This window comes from Methyloversatilis universalis FAM5, from assembly GCF_000214035.2.
GTDB classification, from domain to species: domain Bacteria; phylum Pseudomonadota; class Gammaproteobacteria; order Burkholderiales; family Rhodocyclaceae; genus Methyloversatilis; species Methyloversatilis universalis.
Genome location: NZ_AFHG01000052.1, coordinates 78,731 through 95,047 on the forward strand (window position 1 = coordinate 78,731; position 16,317 = coordinate 95,047).

Sequence of the window (16,317 nt, forward strand, 5' to 3'; positions counted from 1 at the left end):
GGCGTTTTCCGGAAAGGCCGGGCCGGCGGGCGCCGCGGATGTGGAGGGCGCGCCGCCGGTTTCATCGTGCGTCTACTGCACCAGCGGAGTGTCGGCCATGTCCATGTCCACGCCTTCAAGCGTGGCGTGGCCGGCCAGCAGCGCCACGTACTGGCGCAGCGCGGTGGCGAAGCTCTGCTGGCGCAGCGAGGCGGCCACGGTGGCGCGGACTTCCTCGAAGGGCAGCACGGTGCCGGCTTCGCGTTCCTGCACGTCGATCACGTGGAAGCCGAAGCGGCTGTGCACCAGGCGCGGCAGCACGCCGATGTCCGGCTGGCCGAAGATGGCGCGGGCGAATTCCGGCACCACCTCTTCCGGCGCCAGCCAGCCGAGGTCGCCGCCGCGTTCGCTGCTCGGGCAGTTGGAGCACGCACGGGCCGCCTCCGGGAAGGGGTCTTCGCCGTCGGCGTGCGCGCGCACCTCGACCAGCACCGCTTCGGCGCGGCTGCGCAGCGCGTTCACGTCCACGCCTTCAGTCACCGCGAACAGGATGTGGCGCATCCGCGCACGCTGGCCCACGGTGTAGCGCCCGAGGTGGGCGGCGTGGTGACGGCGGCAGGCCTCTTCCGACGGCTCGGGCACCTGCACCGCCTGACCGATCAGCGTGTCGATGGCCACCGCCGCCTCTTCCGAAATAAGTCCGTCGGCCGACTGGGTGTCGTCCGCAGACAGCAGGCCGGCCTTCTGCGCGGCCTGACGCAGCAGTTCGGTGCAGGCGCGGTTGCGCAGCTCGTCCTGCGGCAGGTCTTCGTCCGGGCCGCTGATCGCGATGCCGTTGACCCGCGCGACGCGGCTGTCTTGGGTGGACTGCATGGGTTCTCCTCGTGGTGTCGGTTCTGTCGTGGGTACGACCGCTGCGGCCGTACCCACGACTGTCTACCAGATAAGCGGCGTCCGCGGCGTGACCGCGGCCGGCACCGGTTCAGATGCCGGCGCCCGGCTGCCGCGGCTGGTTGTGGCCGGCCGGCAGGTTGAGCCGGCGGGCGCGCACCACCTGATACGGGCGGAACACGTAGAACACCGACGCGAAGCCGCTCCACACATGCACCAGACGGGTGAAGGGGAACACCAGGAAGATGGTCATGCCGAGGAACATGTGGGTCTTGAACACCCATCCGGCTTCAGCCAGCAGTTCCGGCGCGCCGGCGCGGAAGGTGACGATGCGCTGCGCCCATTCGGCCAGCCGCAGCATCATGCTGCCGTCCAGGTGCTGGGCCGACAGCGGGATGGTGGCCAGACCCAGCAGCAGCTGCACCCACAGCAGCAGCGCGATCACGATGTCGCTGGTTTTGGAGGTGGCGCGGATGCGCGGCTCGGTCAGCCGGCGGTGCAGCAGCAGCGTGAGGCCGAGGAAGCCCAGCAGGCCGGCGATGCCGCCGGTCACCATGGCCACCAGCTGCTTGGCACCGGCGCCGATGAAGTGCTCGTACACCGCGTGCGGCGTGAGCATGCCGAAGAAGTGCCCGAAGAACAGGAAGAGCACACCGATGTGGAACAGGTTGCTGCCCAGCCGCAGCTGGCCGCGGCGCAGCAGCTGCGACGAGTCGCTCTTCCAGGTGTACTGGTCGCGATCGAAGCGCAGCAGGCTGCCGATGAAGAACACCGCGAGGCAGATGTAGGGGTAGTAGCCGAACAGCAGGTTGTCGAGCCAGGACGTCATGATTGCGCTCCTTGGGTGACCGGGGTCTTGCGAACGATGTGGACGGGGCGGGTGACCGGCTGGTGCGTGCCCGGGCGCGCCTGGCCCTGGGTCGAACAGCCGCCGAAGGCTTCCGGCTCGGCCCAGCTGTCGTCCAGCGCTTCGTCGTCGGCGATCTTCACCGCCTGCGCGCGCTCGCCCGCCAGTTCGATCAGTGCGCCGATCACGCTGGCGTAACGGCTTTCACGCTTCACCAGCGCGGTGAACAGCGCGTTCAGGATGTGGGTCATTTCCGCCAGGAAGGCGCGCGCCTCCTTGGGCGGCTGGGTGGAGGCGAATTCCAGCACCACCGGCAGGTAGTCCGGCAGTTCGGCCGGGCCCAGATGCAGACCCGCCTTCTCGTAGGTCTGCGCCAGATCGATCATGGCCGGGCCGCGGTCGCGCGAATCGCCATGCACATGCTCGAACAGGTGCAGCGAGGTCGAGCGGCCGCGGTCGAACAGTTCGACATAGGCCGCTTCGGCCTCGATGGCGTCCTGCCGCTGCAGCAGGTCGATCAGCGCATCCAGTTCCGCCAGCCGGGACGCGGACAGTGCCGCCTCGTCGCGCACCGCCTGCGCGATCTGCGGCAGCAGCCCGCGCAGGCCGGCGTCCGGATAGCCGATCAGCAGCGCGCAGGCGCGCAGCGTGTGGGTCATCTTCGGTGGACTAAACATTGAGAGGGTCCTCATGAACGAGTTGGGGAGGACATGCGCACGGTCCGCCAAGCGAAGGGCAATCGGCGCCTGCAGGTGAGAACGCGCTGCCCGCCGGGCCGCCCCAAGGGCGAGCGCAGCCCCCTTGGCGGGGGTTAGGCAGGGGTTGCGCAGCACATGTGCTACGCCTGCCGAACGGGCCGGCTGTGCAAAGCCGGCCCTGCGCGAACGCAGTGAGCGTGGGGGGCCTCATCTCAGACCACCGCCTTGATGGGAATGGTGCGGCGCTTCGAACCACCGAACAGGCTGGTGTCCGAACTGCCTTCCGAACAGCCGTTGCCGAAGGAGAAGCCGCAGCCGCCGCGCACGTCGAAGGCGTTCTCGGCGTATTCGCGGTGGGTGCTCGGAATGACGAAGCGGTCCTCGTAATTGGCGATGGCCATCACGTGGTACATGTCTTCCACCTCGGCCTGGCTGAGACCGACCTGCTTCAGCGCGGCCAGATCGATGCGGTTATCGACATGCTTGGTGCGCTGGTAGGCGCGCATGGCCAGCATGCGTTCGAGCGCCCGCACCACCGGCTGGGTGTCGCCGGCGGTGAGCAGGTTGGCCAGATACTTCACCGGGATGCGCAGCTGGTTCACGTCCGGGATTTCGCCGTTGCTGCCGATCTGGCCGGCATTGGCGGCGGCGGTGATCGGCGACAGCGGCGGCACGTACCACACCATGGGCAGCGTGCGGTATTCCGGGTGCAGCGGCAGCGCCACCTTCCACTCGACCGCCATCTTGTACACCGGGCTGCGGCGGGCGGCTTCCATCCACGAATCGGGGATGCCGTCGGCGCGCGCCTGTTCGATCACGTCCGGATCGTTCGGGTCGAGGAAGATGTCGAGCTGGGCCTGGTAGAGGTCGCGGTCGTGTTCGACCGAAGCCGCTTCCTGGATGCGGTCTGCGTCATACAGCAGAACGCCGAGGTAGCGGATGCGGCCGACGCATGTTTCCGAGCACACGGTGGGCTGGCCGGCCTCGATGCGCGGGTAGCAGAAGATGCACTTCTCGGCCTTGCCGCTCTGCCAGTTGTAGTAGATCTTCTTGTACGGGCAGCCGGACACGCACATGCGCCAGCCGCGGCACTTGTCCTGGTCGATCAGCACGATGCCGTCCTCTTCGCGCTTGTAGATCGAGCCGGACGGGCAGCTGGCGACGCAGGCCGGGTTCAGGCAGTGCTCGCACAGCCGCGGCAGGTACATCATGAAGGTGTTCTCGAACTGGCCGTAGATGTCCTTCTGCACCTCGTCGAAGTTCTTGTCCTTCGAGCGCTTCGAGAATTCGCCGCCGAGAATCTCTTCCCAGTTCGGACCCCACTCGATCTTTTCCATGCGCTGACCGGTGATCAGGCTGCGCGGCCGTGCGGTCGGCGTCGCCTTCATTTCGGGCGCCGACTGCAGGTGGTCGTAGTCGAAGGTGAAGGGCTCGTAGTAGTCGTCGATTTCCGGCAGGTGCGGGTTGGCGAAGATTTTCATCAGCAGCTGCCACTTGCCGCCCTGGCGCGGCACGATGGAGCCGTCGGCACGGCGCATCCAGCCGCCCTGCCACTTGTCCTGGTTCTCCCATTCCTTCGGGTAGCCGATGCCGGGCTTGGTTTCGACGTTGTTGAACCAGGCGTATTCCATGCCGGGCCGGCTGGTCCACACGTTCTTGCAGGTGACCGAACAGGTGTGGCAGCCGATGCACTTGTCGAGATTGAGCACCATGCCGATCTGTGCGCGTATTTTCATGTCATCTCTCCTTACGCGTGGGCGGTGTCGGTGGCGGCTTCGCCGTCGAGCCAGTCGACGCGCTTCATCTTGCGCACCACCACGAATTCGTCGCGGTTGGTGCCGATGGTTCCGTAGTAGTTGAAGCCGTACGAAAGCTGGGCGTAGCCGCCGATCATGTGGGTGGGCTTGAGCACGATGCGGGTGACCGAGTTGTGGATGCCGCCGCGCGCGCCGGTGATTTCCGATCCCGGCGTGTTGATGATCTTTTCCTGTGCGTGGTACATGAGCACCATGCCCGGGTTCACCCGCTGACTCACCACCGCACGGGCGGTGATCGCGCCATTCACGTTGAACAGTTCCACCCAGTCGTTATCGACGATGCCCGCGCGCTTCGCGTCGTCCTCCGACAGCCAGATCACCGGACCGCCGCGGTTCAGCGTCAGCATGTGCAGGTTGTCGCTGTAGGTGGAGTGGATGCCCCACTTCTGGTGCGGCGTGATGAAGTTGAGCTGGATCTCCGGATTGCCGTTCGGCTTGATGCCGGCGATCTCGCCGGTGGTCTTCAGGTCGACCGGCGGGCGGTAGCTCACGAAGCCTTCACCGAAGGCGCGCATCCACGGGTGATCCTGGTAGAACTGCTGGCGGCCGGTCAGCGTGCGCCATGGGATCAGTTCATGCACGTTGGTGTAGCCGGCGTTGTACGACACCTTCTCGCTTTCCAGACCGGACCAGGTCGGCGACGAAATGATCTTGCGCGGCTGCGCCTGGATGTCGCGGAAGCGGATCTTCTCGTCTTCGCGGTAGATGGCCAGGTGCTCGTGTTCGCGGCCGGTCTGCTTGCCGAGCGCCTTCCACGCCTTGACCGCGACCTGACCGTTGGTTTCCGGCGCCAGCATCATCACCACCTCGCAGGCGTCGATGTCGCTGTCGATGCGCGGCATGCCCTTGGTCACGCCCTCTTCGGTCACCAGGCCGTTCAGTTCGCCGAGCTGGCGTACCTCGTCCTGGGTGTTCCAGGCGATGCCCTTGCCACCGTTGCCCACCTTGCTCATCAGCGGTCCGACCGCGGTGAAGCGCTTGTAGACATTCGGATAGTCGCGTTCGACCACCGTCATCTGCGGCGCGGTCTTGCCCGGGATGAGGTCGCACTCGCCGCGCTTCCAGTCGGCGACGCCGAAGGGCTGGGCCAGTTCGGCCGGGCTGTCGTGCATCAGCGGGGTCAGCACCAGCTCGCGTTCCACGCCGAGATGGCCGACGCACACCTCGCTGAATTTCTTCGCGAAGCCCTTGTAGATGTCCCAGTCACTGCGCGACTGCCAGGCCGGGTCCACCGCGGTCGACAGCGGGTGGATGAAGGGATGCATGTCGCTGGTGTTGAGATCGTTCTTCTCGTACCAGGTGGCGGTCGGCAGCACGATGTCCGAATACATGCAGGTGGTGCTCATGCGGAAGTCGAGCGTCACCAGCAGGTCGAGCTTGCCCTCCGGCGCGTGCTCGTGCCAGCGCACTTCGGCCGGCTTCGCGTCATCCACGCCCAGGTCCTTGCCCTGCACGCCGTTGCTGGTGCCCAGCAGGTGCTTCAGGAAGTACTCGTGGCCCTTGCCGCTGGAGCCGAGGATGTTGGAGCGCCACACGAACATGTTGCGCGGCCAGTTCTGCGGTGCGTCCGGGTCTTCGCAGCTCAGTTCGAGCGTACCGTTCTTGAGGGCGCCGACTGCATAGTCCTTCGGATCGACACCGGCGGCGCTGGCGTCACGGACCACCTGCAGCGGATTGGTCTTCAGCTGCGGCGCGCTGGGCAGCCAGCCCATGCGCTCGGCGCGCACGTTGTAGTCGATCATGCTGCCCTGCCACTGCGCGGGGTCGGCCAGCGGCGACAGCACTTCCTCGACACCCAGCTTCTCGTAGCGCCACTGGTCGGTGTGCGCGTAGAAGAAGCTGGTCGAGTTCTGCTGCCGCGGCGGACGTATCCAGTCGAGCGCGAAGGCGAGCGCGGTCCAGCCGGTCTGCGGGCGCAGCTTCTCCTGACCCACGTAGTGCGCCCAGCCGCCGCCGCTCTGGCCGATGCAGCCGCACATCATCAGCATGTTGATGATGCCGCGGTAGTTCATGTCGCAGTGGTACCAGTGGTTCATCGCCGCGCCGATGATGACCATGGACTTGCCACGGGTCTTGTCGGCGTTGTCGGCGAACTGGCGGGCAACCGTGATCACCTGATCGCGCGGCACGCCGGTAATGCGCTCCTGCCAGGCCGGGGTGTAGGGCGTGTCGTCGTCGTAGCCGGTCGCGCCGGTGTCGTTCGGCAGGCCACGGCCCACGCCGTAGTTGGCCACCTGCAGGTCGAACACGGTGGCGACCAGGGTGTCGCGCTTGTCGCCGGCCTTGCCGAGCGCGATGCGCTGCACCGGCACGGTACGCAGCAGCACGTCGCCGCCGGCCTGCGGGCTGTTCTGGAAGTGTTCGTGTTCGGTGCCGCCGAAGTAGGGGAAGGCCACCTGTACGTATTCGACCGGTGAGTTGTCGCCTTCCAGCGCCGACAGCTTGAGCTTCACGTCGCCGCCGTGGCGCGCTTCCTTCGCTTCCAGATTCCACTGGCCTGCGTCGGCGCGGCCGTCCGGGCCCCAGCGGAAGCCGATGGCACCATTCGGCAGCACCACGCGTCCGCCTTCATCGTAGGCGACCGTTTTCCATTCCGGGTTGTTGGCCTGGCCCAGCTTGCCGTTGAAGTCGCTGGCGCGCACATAGCGGTCGGGTACCAGCACGGTACGGCCGTCCGGCAGCGTGTGCTCCTTCAGCTGCACCAGCATCGGCAGGTCGGTGTAGCGGCGGGCGTAGTCGTCGAAATACTCGCTGCGGCGCTTGAAGTAGAACTCGTTCAGGATGACGTGGCCCATGGCCATCGCCAGCGCCGCGTCCGTGCCCTGCTTGGGGTGCAGCCAGAGGTCGGCCAGCTTGCTGATTTCGGCGTAGTCGGGCGTCACTGCGACCGTCTTGGCGCCCTTGTAGCGGACTTCGGTGAAGAAGTGTGCGTCCGGCGTGCGGGTCTGCGGAACGTTGGAGCCCCAGGCGATGATGTAGGTCGAGTTGTACCAGTCGGCCGATTCCGGCACGTCGGTCTGTTCGCCCCAGATCTGCGGGCTGGACGGCGGCAGGTCGCAGTACCAGTCGTAGAAGCTCATGCACACGCCGCCGATCAGGCTGAGGTAACGGCTGCCTGCGGCGTAGCTCACCATGGACATGGCGGGAATCGGCGAGAAACCGATGATGCGGTCCGGGCCGTGCTTCTTGATGGTGTAGACGTTGGCGGCGGCGACCAGCTCGTTCACCTCGTCCCAGCTGGAACGCACGAAGCCGCCGAGGCCGCGCACCTGCTGGTAGTCACGGCGCTTGGCGTCGTCCTCGACGATGGACGCCCACGCCTCGACCGGGCCGTGCTTCAGCCGCGCCTCGCGCCAGGTCTTGAGCAGGCGGCCGCGCACCATCGGGTATTTCACGCGGTTGGCGCTGTACAGGTACCAGCTGTAGCTGGCACCGCGCGCACAGCCGCGCGGCTCGTGGTTGGGCATGTCCCAGCGCGTGCGCGGGTAGTCGGTCTGCTGGGTTTCCCAGGTGACGATGCCGCCCTTGACGTAGATCTTCCACGAGCATGAGCCCGTGCAGTTCACCCCGTGGGTGGAACGGACGATCTTGTCGTGCGCCCAGCGATCGCGGTAGGCGTCTTCCCAGCTGCGGTCTTCGCCGGTGGCGATGCCGTGCTCGCCCGAGAAGCTTTCCTTCGGGGCTGAGAAGTGGGTCAGTCGGTCTAGAAAGTGGCTCATATGTACGCTCCGGGCTGAGTCTTTCGATGAATGTGTCGGTGTGCGTGTCCGGGGCCCGGACCGGTACCGCCTGCGGTGCCGGTCAGCGGGCCGGGGAGGTCAGGGGTTCTTCACGTAGGCGTTCGGCCGCAGGTAGAACCACCAGTTGATGACCAGGCACACCGCGTAGAAGATGGCGAAGCCGTACATCGCCAGTTCGGGCGTGCCCGCCTTGATCTGGGCGCCGATGACGACCGGTGCGATGAAGGCGCCGTAGGCGGCGACCGCGGAGGTCCAGCCCAGAACCGGGCCGGCCTGCTGGCGGTCGAAAATGACGCCGATGGTGCGGAAGGTGGAGCCGTTGCCGATGCCGCTGGCGAAGAACAGCACGATGAACAGGCCGAGGAAGAGCGGGAAATACTGTTCCGGCGTGGCCGAGCTGTAGGCCAGCTTCATCACGTAGCCGACCGCGACCGATGCCGCCACCATCACCAGCGAAATGATCTGGGTGACGATGGAGCCGCCCCACTTGTCGGAAATCCAGCCGCCGACCGGACGCACCGCGGCGCCGACGAAAGGACCGATCCAGGCGAAGGCCAGCACGGTCGGCGCGTTCGGGTTGGGCGCGGTGTGCTGCATCACGCCACTGGCATCGGGTACGTGGCTGACGCCGAAAATGACCTTCATCGCCAGCGGCAGCGCCATCGAGAAGCCGATGAAGGAGCCGAAGGTCACGATGTAGAGCACGGTCATCGACCAGGTGTGCTTGTCGCTGAAGATGCGGAACTGCTTCGACACGCCTTCGCGCATCGGCCCGAACGCCGCGAGCTTCATGACGGTGAGTGCCATGATGATGTCAAGCGGAATCGCCACCCACATGTTCAGCAGACCGAGGCCGGTCGGCGCGGGCAGGTAGAGGTAGAGCATGAAGATGGCCGGGATGAAGGCCAGCGTGTACAGGTAGGTGATCTTCGAGAAGGCGACGATGGGGTTGCCGGTGTCCGGCGACACCGCCTTCAGGTTGTTCATGCCGAACCAGCACAGGATGGACAGCGGCACCAGCGACAGCACCCAGGCGAAGCCGGCGTTCTGTATCCAGGTCGGCGTGCCGGCGGCGATCTTGCCGAAGATCCAGCCGCTGTCCTTCACCAGCGTCATCGGCTCTCCGCCGAAGGCGCCGAGCAGCGGCACGGTCATCACCAGCGGAATGACGATCTGCATCGTGGTGACGCCGAAGTTGCCCAGACCGGCGTTCAGGCCCAGCGCCGTGCCCTGCAGCCGCTTCGGAAAGAAGGTGCTGATGTTGGACATCGAGCTGGCGAAATTGCCGCCGCCGACGCCGCACCACAGCGCCATCAGCTGGAACACCCACAGCGGCCAGTCGGTGTGCTGCAGCGCGATGCCGGTACCGATGGCCGGCGCCAGCAGCATGGCGGTGGTCAGGAAGATGGTGTTGCGGCCGCCGGCGAGCCGGATCAGGAAGGAGGCCGGAATGCGCATGGTGGCGCCGGAGATGCCGGCGATCGCGGTCAGCGTGAACAGCTGGTCCTGGGTGAAGGGGAAGCCCAGGTTGAGCATCTGCACCGTGATGATGCCCCACATGCCCCACACCGCGAATCCGCACAGCAGCGCGGGAATCGACAGCCAGAGGTTGCGGTAGGCGATGCGCTTGCCGGTGCTTTCCCAGAAGGCCTCTTCTTCCGGACGCCAGTCCTCGACGTCGGGGCCGGTGCGGGCGGCCGGTACCGGCTGCTTGCCGGCGTGCAGGGTCGGATTCATGTCGATCTCCGTAAGAGCCGGGTCAGGGCCGGGCGGCCGTGACGTCATCCACCAGCGGGGTGCGGCGGACTTCGGTGAAGTACATCCAGATGAGGGACACCCACACCACGCCGTACATGAGCATGAAGGCGCTGGAGCGGATGCCGGTGAGGTCGAGCAGCACGCCGAACAGGATGGGCAGCACGAAGCCGCCGAGGCCGCCGGCCAGGCCGACGATGCCGCTGATGGTGCCGATGTTGGCCGGGTAGTCGTTGCTGATGTACTTGAATACGCTGGCCTTGCCGAAGGCCCAGGCGATGCCGAGGATGAACATCAGGCCGGTGAAGGCATACACGTTCAGGCCGATGTCGAAGGTCTTCGGGCCCTCAACCGTGACGATGGTGAAGTGGGTCTGCGGATAGCTCAGCAGGAAAAGGCAGATCCAGCTCACCCACAGCACCCACCAGGTGACGCTGTGCGCGCCGTACTTGTCGGACAGCCAGCCGCCGATCGCGCGCAGCACGCCGCCGGGCAGCGAGAAACAGGCGGCCAGCAGAGCGGCCGCCCGGATGTCGAGACCGTACTCGCCGACGTAGTACTGCACCATCCACAGGCTCAGCGCGACATAGCCGCCGAACACGATGCTGTAGTACTGGCAGTACTTCAGCACGCGCGGGTCCTTCAGCGCCTTCAGCTGGTCGGTGAACTTCGTGTTCGACGGCACGAGGTGAGCCGGATCGCTGTGGCTGAACAGCCAGAAGATGATGAGGGTGCCGAGCATGATGGCGGCGTACACCTGCGGCACCATGGTCCAGCCGAAGGCGACCAGCAGCGCCGGTGCGACGAACTTGTTCACCGCCGCGCCCGAGTTGCCCGCGCCATACACGCCCATCGCGAAGCCCTGCTTCTCCTTCGGGAACCAGCGCGCGACATAGGGCGTGCCGACCGAGAACGAGCCGCCGGCGAGACCGACGAACAGGCCGATGACCAGGAAATGCCAGTACTGGGTGGCATAGCTCATCATCCAGATCGCCGGCACCGTACTGGCCATCAGAAGCGTCATCACGATGCGGCCGCCGTACTTGTCGGTCCAGATGCCCAGCGGCACCCGCACCAGCGAACCGGTGAGCACCGGCGTCGCGGTGAGCAGGCCGAACTGGGTGGCGTTGAGATCCAGCGCCTTCTTGATCGGTATGCCGATCACGCCGAACATCATCCACACCATGAAGCACACGGTGAACGCCAGGGTGCTGACGATCAGCACCGACAGCGCCTGTCCCTTCCTGGTCATGATTTGTCCTCCCTCTTTAGCCTGCGGCGATGGTAGGGAGGGGGGGCAGGGGCCGGAATCCTTCATCGGTATCGTCCGGCCCCTGCGGAAGAACGATGGCGGCGGCATGGCCATACTCCGGAAGAACTACCCGGGCAGCAGGCCGCGCGCCGCTTGATCGAGGTCAAGCGCAGGCGGCCTGCCGCGTGCTCGGTATGGCTGCGCTCGGAGCGTGCGGGGGCCGGAAAGGCCGGGCCGGAACGAAAAAAGGCGCCCGCAAGGGGCGCCAGAGTGGGGCAGGGAGAGAGCGGGGAAGCGGTCAGGCGGCGACGGGCGTGCGCACCTCGAACAGGATGTTGTTCTCCAGATGGATGTGCTCCATCAGGTCGTCACGCAGCTGACGCAGGCCGACGTAGAGCGCGCGCCAGGTGTTGCAGGCATCGGCCGGCGGCGTGATGTCGTCGGTCAGCGCTTCCAGCGTGCGCAGCGTTTCGCCGTGCTGGTCATGCTCGTGCCGCATCACTGCGATCGGGCTGCCGACCGCGGCCGGCGAGGTGTGCATCAGCATCGGGAACAGGATCTGTTCCTCCTTCAGCATGTGGGTGGCCAGCTCCTGCAGCATGCCTTCGAGATGGTTCGCCAGCCCGCGCGGGCACTCCGGGCGATCACCGTGCACCTGTTCCACGCGGCGTGCCAGCCGGATCAGTTCCGGCAGCTGTTCGCGGTGACGGTCGTGGAAGCGGCTCAGGATGTGGGCGATCAGCGTTTCGTTGTCCACCGCCGACCAGTCCCGGTCTCCGCTTGCGGCGGAAGCGCGCAGCGCCTGCAGTTCGTCCGCGATGCGGTGCGCGTCCAGGCCGCGGCGCCCGGCGGCCTCGCCCAGCGTCTTCTTGCCGCCGCAGCAGAAGTCCAGACGATGGGTGTGGAAGATGCGGGTGGCGCCTGGAATGGTGCGGGCCAGTTCGCCCAGTGATTGTTCGGTCATATTCATGGCGGTCGGTCTCCTTGGTCGGGTCTGTCGCCCGGAGCCAGCGATCCGTTCGCGGGCCGGCGGGCACATGAGCCCTGTTTCGCAAGATCGGGGCCAGTCCGCAGACCCCTATGGATCAGTCACTTGCGTGCGAACGGGGTAATATCGACCCTTTCCTTTCGGGTTTATTTGACCGTGATTGGTGAAAATGACCTCATCGACGACATGCTGCTGGCCGATCTGGTGAGCGAGCTGCCGCACGCGGTCCGCTTGCAGCGTCTGGTGACCAGCCTGCGCGCCGCCTTCGACTGCGGCGCGGTGGCACTGCTGCGGCTGGACGAGGACAGCCTGCGGCCGGTGGCTGTTGACGGGCTGGTGCGCGAGGCGCTCGGCCGCCGCTTCATGCCGGCCCACCATCCGCGGCTGGCCGCCATCCTGAACCGGCGCGACGTGACCGCCTTCGACCACGACAGCGCACTGCCCGACCCCTATGACGGCCTGCTGGACACCCGGGTCGGCGAGCCGCTGCCGGTGCATGACTGCATGGGCACCAGCCTGCATGTCGACGGTCAGCCCTGGGGCGTGCTCACGCTGGATGCGCTGCGCACCGGCACCTTCGATCAGGCGTCACGCGACCGGCTGCGTCGCTGCACGGTGCGGGTGGAGGCGGCGCTGCGGGTGACCCGGCTGGAGCAGGAGATCCATGCCCTGCGCATGGCGCGCGGGTCGGCCGGCGGTGGTGCGGGTGACGGTCTGCTGCCGGGCAGCGACGAAATCATCGGGCACAGCCCGGTGGTCAGCGCGCTGCTGCGCGAGCTGGCGGTGGTCGCCGGCTCCGACCTGCCGGTGCTGCTGCTCGGCGAAACCGGCGTCGGCAAGGAGCTGTTCGCCCGCTACCTGCATCAGCGCTCGTCGCGCGTCGAACGACCGCTCATCCATGTGAATTGCGCGGCGCTGCCGGAGTCGGTGGCGGAGAGCGAACTGTTCGGCCATGTGAAGGGCGCCTTTTCCGGCGCCACCACCGATCGGCCCGGCCGCTTCGAGGCGGCCGACGGCGGCACGCTGTTCCTGGACGAGGTGGGCGAACTGCCGCTGTCGATACAGGCCAAGCTGCTGCGGGTGCTGCAGAACGGCGAAATACAGCGTCTGGGCACCGACCGGCCGCGCCAGGTCGATGTGCGCATCATCGCCGCCACCAACCGGAATCTGCGCGACAGCGTGCGCGACGGGCTGTTCCGCGCCGATCTCTATCACCGGCTGTCGGTCTATCCGGCGCCGATTCCGCCGCTGCGCGAGCGCGGCAGCGACGTGCTGCTGCTGGCCGGTCACTTTCTCGAGCTGAACCGCATGCGTCTCGGCCTGCGCAGCCTGCGGCTGGCGCCGGACGCGGAGCAGGCGCTGTGCAGCTACCGCTGGCCGGGCAATGTGCGCGAACTGGAGCACGCCATCAGCCGCGCCGCGCTGAAGATGGTGAGCCGCGGCGCACAGCGCAGCGACATCGTATCGATACCGGCGTCGGCGCTGGACATCGGTCAACCGCTGGAGGACGCGCTGGCGGGCGACGTTCAGCCCGGCGACGGTGAGGTCGGCACCGGCGGCATCCGGCCGCTGCGGGTGGTGACCGACGCCGCCCAGCGCGCCCATCTGCAGCGCGCGCTGCAGGCCAGTGCGGGCAACTGGGCGCAGGCGGCACGCCTGCTGGAGCTGGACCCCAGCAATCTGCACAAGCTTGCGCGCCGGCTCGGACTGAAGTGAGGCGCGGCGCGCCCCGGTGGCTACACCAGTCCGCGCTCCACCGCGATCACCGCCACCTGTACGCGCGAACTGACGCCCAGCTTGCGCAGGATGTGCTGTACGTGGATCTTCACCGTGGTTTCGGCGATGCCCAGATCACGGGCGATCACCTTGTTGCTGTCGCCGCGTGCGATGCCGCGCAGGATGTCGGTTTCACGCGGTGACAGCGCGCCGGCCGCGGGCGCGGGCGTTTCGGTGGCGGCGGCCGGCGGCGTCGCGGCCTGGCGGAACACCTCGACCAGCTTGCCGGTCATTTCGTCGGCCACCACCGCTTCGCCGGTCATGGCGCGGTGAATGGCGCGCGCCAGCGCTTCGCCTTCCATCGTTTTCAGCAGGTAGCCGCTGGCGCCGCCGCGCAGCGCGGTAGCGAGATCCTCGCCGTCCTCGCTGATGGTGAGCATCAGCACGCGGGCGCCGGGCGCAGCCTCGCGCAGTGCCGGCAGCGCGTCCACGCCATTGACCCCCGGCAGGTGGTTGTCCAGCAGGATGACGTCCGGCTGAAGCTGCTGTGCCCGCCGCTGGGCCTCGCCGGCGTCGGCCGCGTCGCCGACGATCCGCAGGCCCGGATCGCGCGACAGCAGCGCGGACAGACCGCGCCTGAACAGCGTGTGATCATCGACCAGCAGGATGCGTATCGGGGCGAAGGGTGGCGTGGGGGTCATGAAACAGCCTGCAGCGGCGGCAGATCGAGCAGCGTGGGATCACTGGCCGGCAGTGTGAGCACTACCGACGTACCTTTTCCGGGCGTCGAGAATACTTCGATCCGCGCGCCGATGCGCGCCGCCCGCTCCTGCATGATGTGCAGGCCGACGTGGGTTTCATCCGGCGGCCCGTCGCCGGTCTCGAAGCCGCGGCCGTCGTCGCGCACCTCGATGCGCCACTGCGGCTGCTGCTGCACGTCCAGCCAGACGTGGCCGGCGCGCGCGTGCTTGCGCACGTTCGACAGCGCTTCCTGCACGATGTGCAGCACCTGGATCTGCAGATCCGGCGGTAGCGGCAGGCCCTGCTCGCGCAGCGTGAGCGTGGTGCGCACACCGCTCTGGTGCTCGAACTTGCGCAGCGTCGCCTGCAGCGCCGCCTCGATGTCCTCGGAATTCGTGCGCGTGCGGAAGTGCAGCAGCAGTTCGCGCACGTCGCCGGTGCTTTCGCGCAGGCCGGCATCCAGTTCGTCCAGCACCGCGCGCGTACCGGTCTCGTCGTGGGCCGACAGGCTGGTGCGCATCATTTCCACCTGCATCTTCATGAAGGCCAGCGACTGCGCGATCGAGTCGTGCAGTTCGTTGGCCAGGAAGTTGCGCTCCTGCGAGACCGCCGCCTCGTGCTGCAGCGCGTTCAGCCGCAGGTTTTCCATGCCGCTGGCAAGGTGGGTGGCCAGCGCCTCGAGCAGCGAGCGGGCCGACGGCGACAGATCGACTTCGGCATGAAAGAACAGGTCGACCTCGCCCATCAGCCTGTCCTTCAGCCGGACCGGCACCGACACCAGCGTTTCGAAACCGGCTTCGCTGCAGTACTGCAGCCCCTCCTTCTCCAGCGCCTGGATCGGAATGACCCGCGCGAAGGGCGGGGCGTTCGGTGCGCCGCAGTGGCATTCGTCCGCACGCAGGCAGCGTTCGCCGTCGGTCATGTAGGCCGGCAGGCCTTGTGAGGCGATCAGCACGTAGCGCCGGTTGGCTTCGTCCGACCAGCGCAGCGCCACGCCGTCGGCATGTACCGCGCGCGCCACGTAACCGACGAAGCCGCGGGCCAGCTCTTCCAGCGAGCGGGCGGTGGCGATCAGCGAGGTCACTTCATACAGTGCTTCCAGCCGCTCGCGCTTCTCCTGCAGCTCCGCGGTCTTGGCCGACACCTTGGCTTCCAGATTGCGGTACATGGCCTGTATCTGGTCGGCCATGTCGTTGAAGCCATCGGCCAGCGTGCCGAACTCATCGCTGCTGTTGCGCTCGACGCGAGTGCCGAGGTCGCCCTGCTGTATGCGCTCCAGCGCCTGCTTGAGCTGACCGACCGGCTCCAGCACGAACAGGTAGCCGATGTAGAGCAGCACGGTGGCGCCAATCACCGCCAGCGCCATGGTGGCCAGCTGCATCAGGTTGAGCAGCGCGGTCCAGCGCGACATGTGGGCTTCGATGCCGGCCACCAGCGCGTCGATGCGGCCGGTGAAGCGGGCGGTTTCCTCGCGCAGGCCGCGATTGTCGGCCGGTCGCACGTCGAGCCAGTGCTTGCTGTACTGCCGCCAGTGCTGACCCACCGCATCGAAGCGGCTGCGGATGTCCTCGTCGCGCGGCATGAACAGCGGGCGCTCCGGATCACCGTGGCTGAGCAGCGCGAGACTGCGTTCGAACTCGCTGCGGGCGTCCGGCAGCAGCGTGCGTTCGCCGGCCGCCACCAGCAGCGACATCCGGTAGGCCTGCATGCGCATGCGGCCCGCTTCGTTCACTGCGGCGGCACCGCCGTCCAGCTGCCACGACACCCACAGCGTCAGCGAGATCGACAGCAGCGCGAGCAGCGCGAAGGGCGCGGCCGCAACCGCGAGCTTGGCCCCCAGATTCCAGTGTTTCCGCTTCTGCATGGTGTCGAGTGTAGGAGCTGGTGGCACGA

General features: G+C 67.1%; 11 protein-coding genes. 1 reads left to right on the forward strand and 10 read right to left on the reverse strand.

Going from position 1 to position 16,317, the window contains the following annotated elements; genetic code table 11:
• Positions 1–72: 72 nt before the first annotated feature.
• From METUNV1_RS11460 to ytfE, 8 genes are all read right to left on the reverse strand, one after another.
• Positions 73–852: a peptidylprolyl isomerase gene (locus METUNV1_RS11460; protein WP_008061874.1), complete on the reverse strand. Its 780-nt coding sequence runs from the start codon at positions 850–852 to the stop codon at positions 73–75.
• Between the two features lie 109 nt (positions 853–961).
• On the reverse strand, positions 962–1,699 hold the full coding sequence (gene narI, locus METUNV1_RS11465) for a respiratory nitrate reductase subunit gamma (protein WP_008061875.1): 738 nt from the start codon (positions 1,697–1,699) through the stop codon (positions 962–964).
• Entirely contained in the window at positions 1,696–2,394 is a 699-nt protein-coding gene (gene narJ / locus METUNV1_RS11470) for a nitrate reductase molybdenum cofactor assembly chaperone (RefSeq protein WP_043359773.1), read from the reverse strand. Before narJ ends, narI begins: the two co-directional genes overlap by 4 nt.
• A gap of 233 nt (positions 2,395–2,627) precedes the next feature.
• Positions 2,628–4,151: a nitrate reductase subunit beta gene (narH, locus tag METUNV1_RS11475; protein ID WP_008061877.1), complete on the reverse strand. Its 1,524-nt coding sequence runs from the start codon at positions 4,149–4,151 to the stop codon at positions 2,628–2,630.
• 11 nt (positions 4,152–4,162) lie between these two features.
• Positions 4,163–7,951 carry a nitrate reductase subunit alpha gene (locus METUNV1_RS11480; RefSeq protein WP_008061878.1) on the reverse strand — a complete coding sequence of 1,263 codons (3,789 nt, stop codon included), beginning with the start codon at positions 7,949–7,951 and terminating at the stop codon, positions 4,163–4,165.
• Positions 7,952–8,050: 99 nt separating this feature from the next.
• Entirely contained in the window at positions 8,051–9,709 is a 1,659-nt protein-coding gene (locus METUNV1_RS20115; protein WP_008061879.1) for an MFS transporter, read from the reverse strand.
• 22 nt (positions 9,710–9,731) lie between these two features.
• Entirely contained in the window at positions 9,732–10,979 is a 1,248-nt protein-coding gene (locus tag METUNV1_RS20120) for an MFS transporter (RefSeq protein WP_008061880.1), read from the reverse strand.
• A 298-nt stretch (positions 10,980–11,277) separates the two neighbouring features.
• Positions 11,278–11,949 carry an iron-sulfur cluster repair protein YtfE gene (gene ytfE, locus METUNV1_RS11495; protein ID WP_008061881.1) on the reverse strand — a complete coding sequence of 224 codons (672 nt, stop codon included), beginning with the start codon at positions 11,947–11,949 and terminating at the stop codon, positions 11,278–11,280.
• Positions 11,950–12,153: 204 nt separating this feature from the next.
• Between ytfE and norR the strand changes: the two genes are divergently transcribed.
• A complete protein-coding gene (norR, locus tag METUNV1_RS11500) occupies positions 12,154–13,683 on the forward strand; it encodes a nitric oxide reductase transcriptional regulator NorR (RefSeq protein ID WP_043359775.1) in 1,530 nt (509 codons plus the stop codon).
• Positions 13,684–13,703: 20 nt separating this feature from the next.
• Here the strand turns inward: norR and METUNV1_RS11505 are convergent, their stop codons facing one another.
• Together METUNV1_RS11505 and METUNV1_RS11510 are read right to left on the reverse strand one after the other, a co-directional pair.
• On the reverse strand, positions 13,704–14,384 hold the full coding sequence (locus tag METUNV1_RS11505) for a response regulator (protein ID WP_008061883.1): 681 nt from the start codon (positions 14,382–14,384) through the stop codon (positions 13,704–13,706).
• Positions 14,381–16,288: a type IV pili methyl-accepting chemotaxis transducer N-terminal domain-containing protein gene (locus METUNV1_RS11510; protein WP_008061884.1), complete on the reverse strand. Its 1,908-nt coding sequence runs from the start codon at positions 16,286–16,288 to the stop codon at positions 14,381–14,383. Before METUNV1_RS11510 ends, METUNV1_RS11505 begins: the two co-directional genes overlap by 4 nt.
• Between the last annotated feature and the right edge of the window lie 29 nt (positions 16,289–16,317).

Bases quoted from the DNA above. Each gene is read 5' to 3' on its own strand.
- ytfE (WP_008061881.1), bottom strand. From the start codon at position 11,949: ATGAATATGACCGAACAATCACTGGGCGAACTGGCCCGCACCATTCCA.
- METUNV1_RS20120 (WP_008061880.1), bottom strand. From the start codon at position 10,979: ATGACCAGGAAGGGACAGGCGCTGTCGGTGCTGATCGTCAGCACCCTG.
- METUNV1_RS11505 (WP_008061883.1), bottom strand. From the start codon at position 14,384: ATGACCCCCACGCCACCCTTCGCCCCGATACGCATCCTGCTGGTCGAT.
- METUNV1_RS11510 (WP_008061884.1), bottom strand. From the start codon at position 16,288: ATGCAGAAGCGGAAACACTGGAATCTGGGGGCCAAGCTCGCGGTTGCG.
- METUNV1_RS11460 (WP_008061874.1), bottom strand. From the start codon at position 852: ATGCAGTCCACCCAAGACAGCCGCGTCGCGCGGGTCAACGGCATCGCG.
- narJ (WP_043359773.1), bottom strand. From the start codon at position 2,394: ATGTTTAGTCCACCGAAGATGACCCACACGCTGCGCGCCTGCGCGCTG.
- narI (WP_008061875.1), bottom strand. From the start codon at position 1,699: ATGACGTCCTGGCTCGACAACCTGCTGTTCGGCTACTACCCCTACATC.
- narH (WP_008061877.1), bottom strand. From the start codon at position 4,151: ATGAAAATACGCGCACAGATCGGCATGGTGCTCAATCTCGACAAGTGC.
- norR (WP_043359775.1), top strand. From the start codon at position 12,154: ATGCTGCTGGCCGATCTGGTGAGCGAGCTGCCGCACGCGGTCCGCTTG.
- METUNV1_RS11480 (WP_008061878.1), bottom strand. From the start codon at position 7,951: ATGAGCCACTTTCTAGACCGACTGACCCACTTCTCAGCCCCGAAGGAA.
- METUNV1_RS20115 (WP_008061879.1), bottom strand. From the start codon at position 9,709: ATGAATCCGACCCTGCACGCCGGCAAGCAGCCGGTACCGGCCGCCCGC.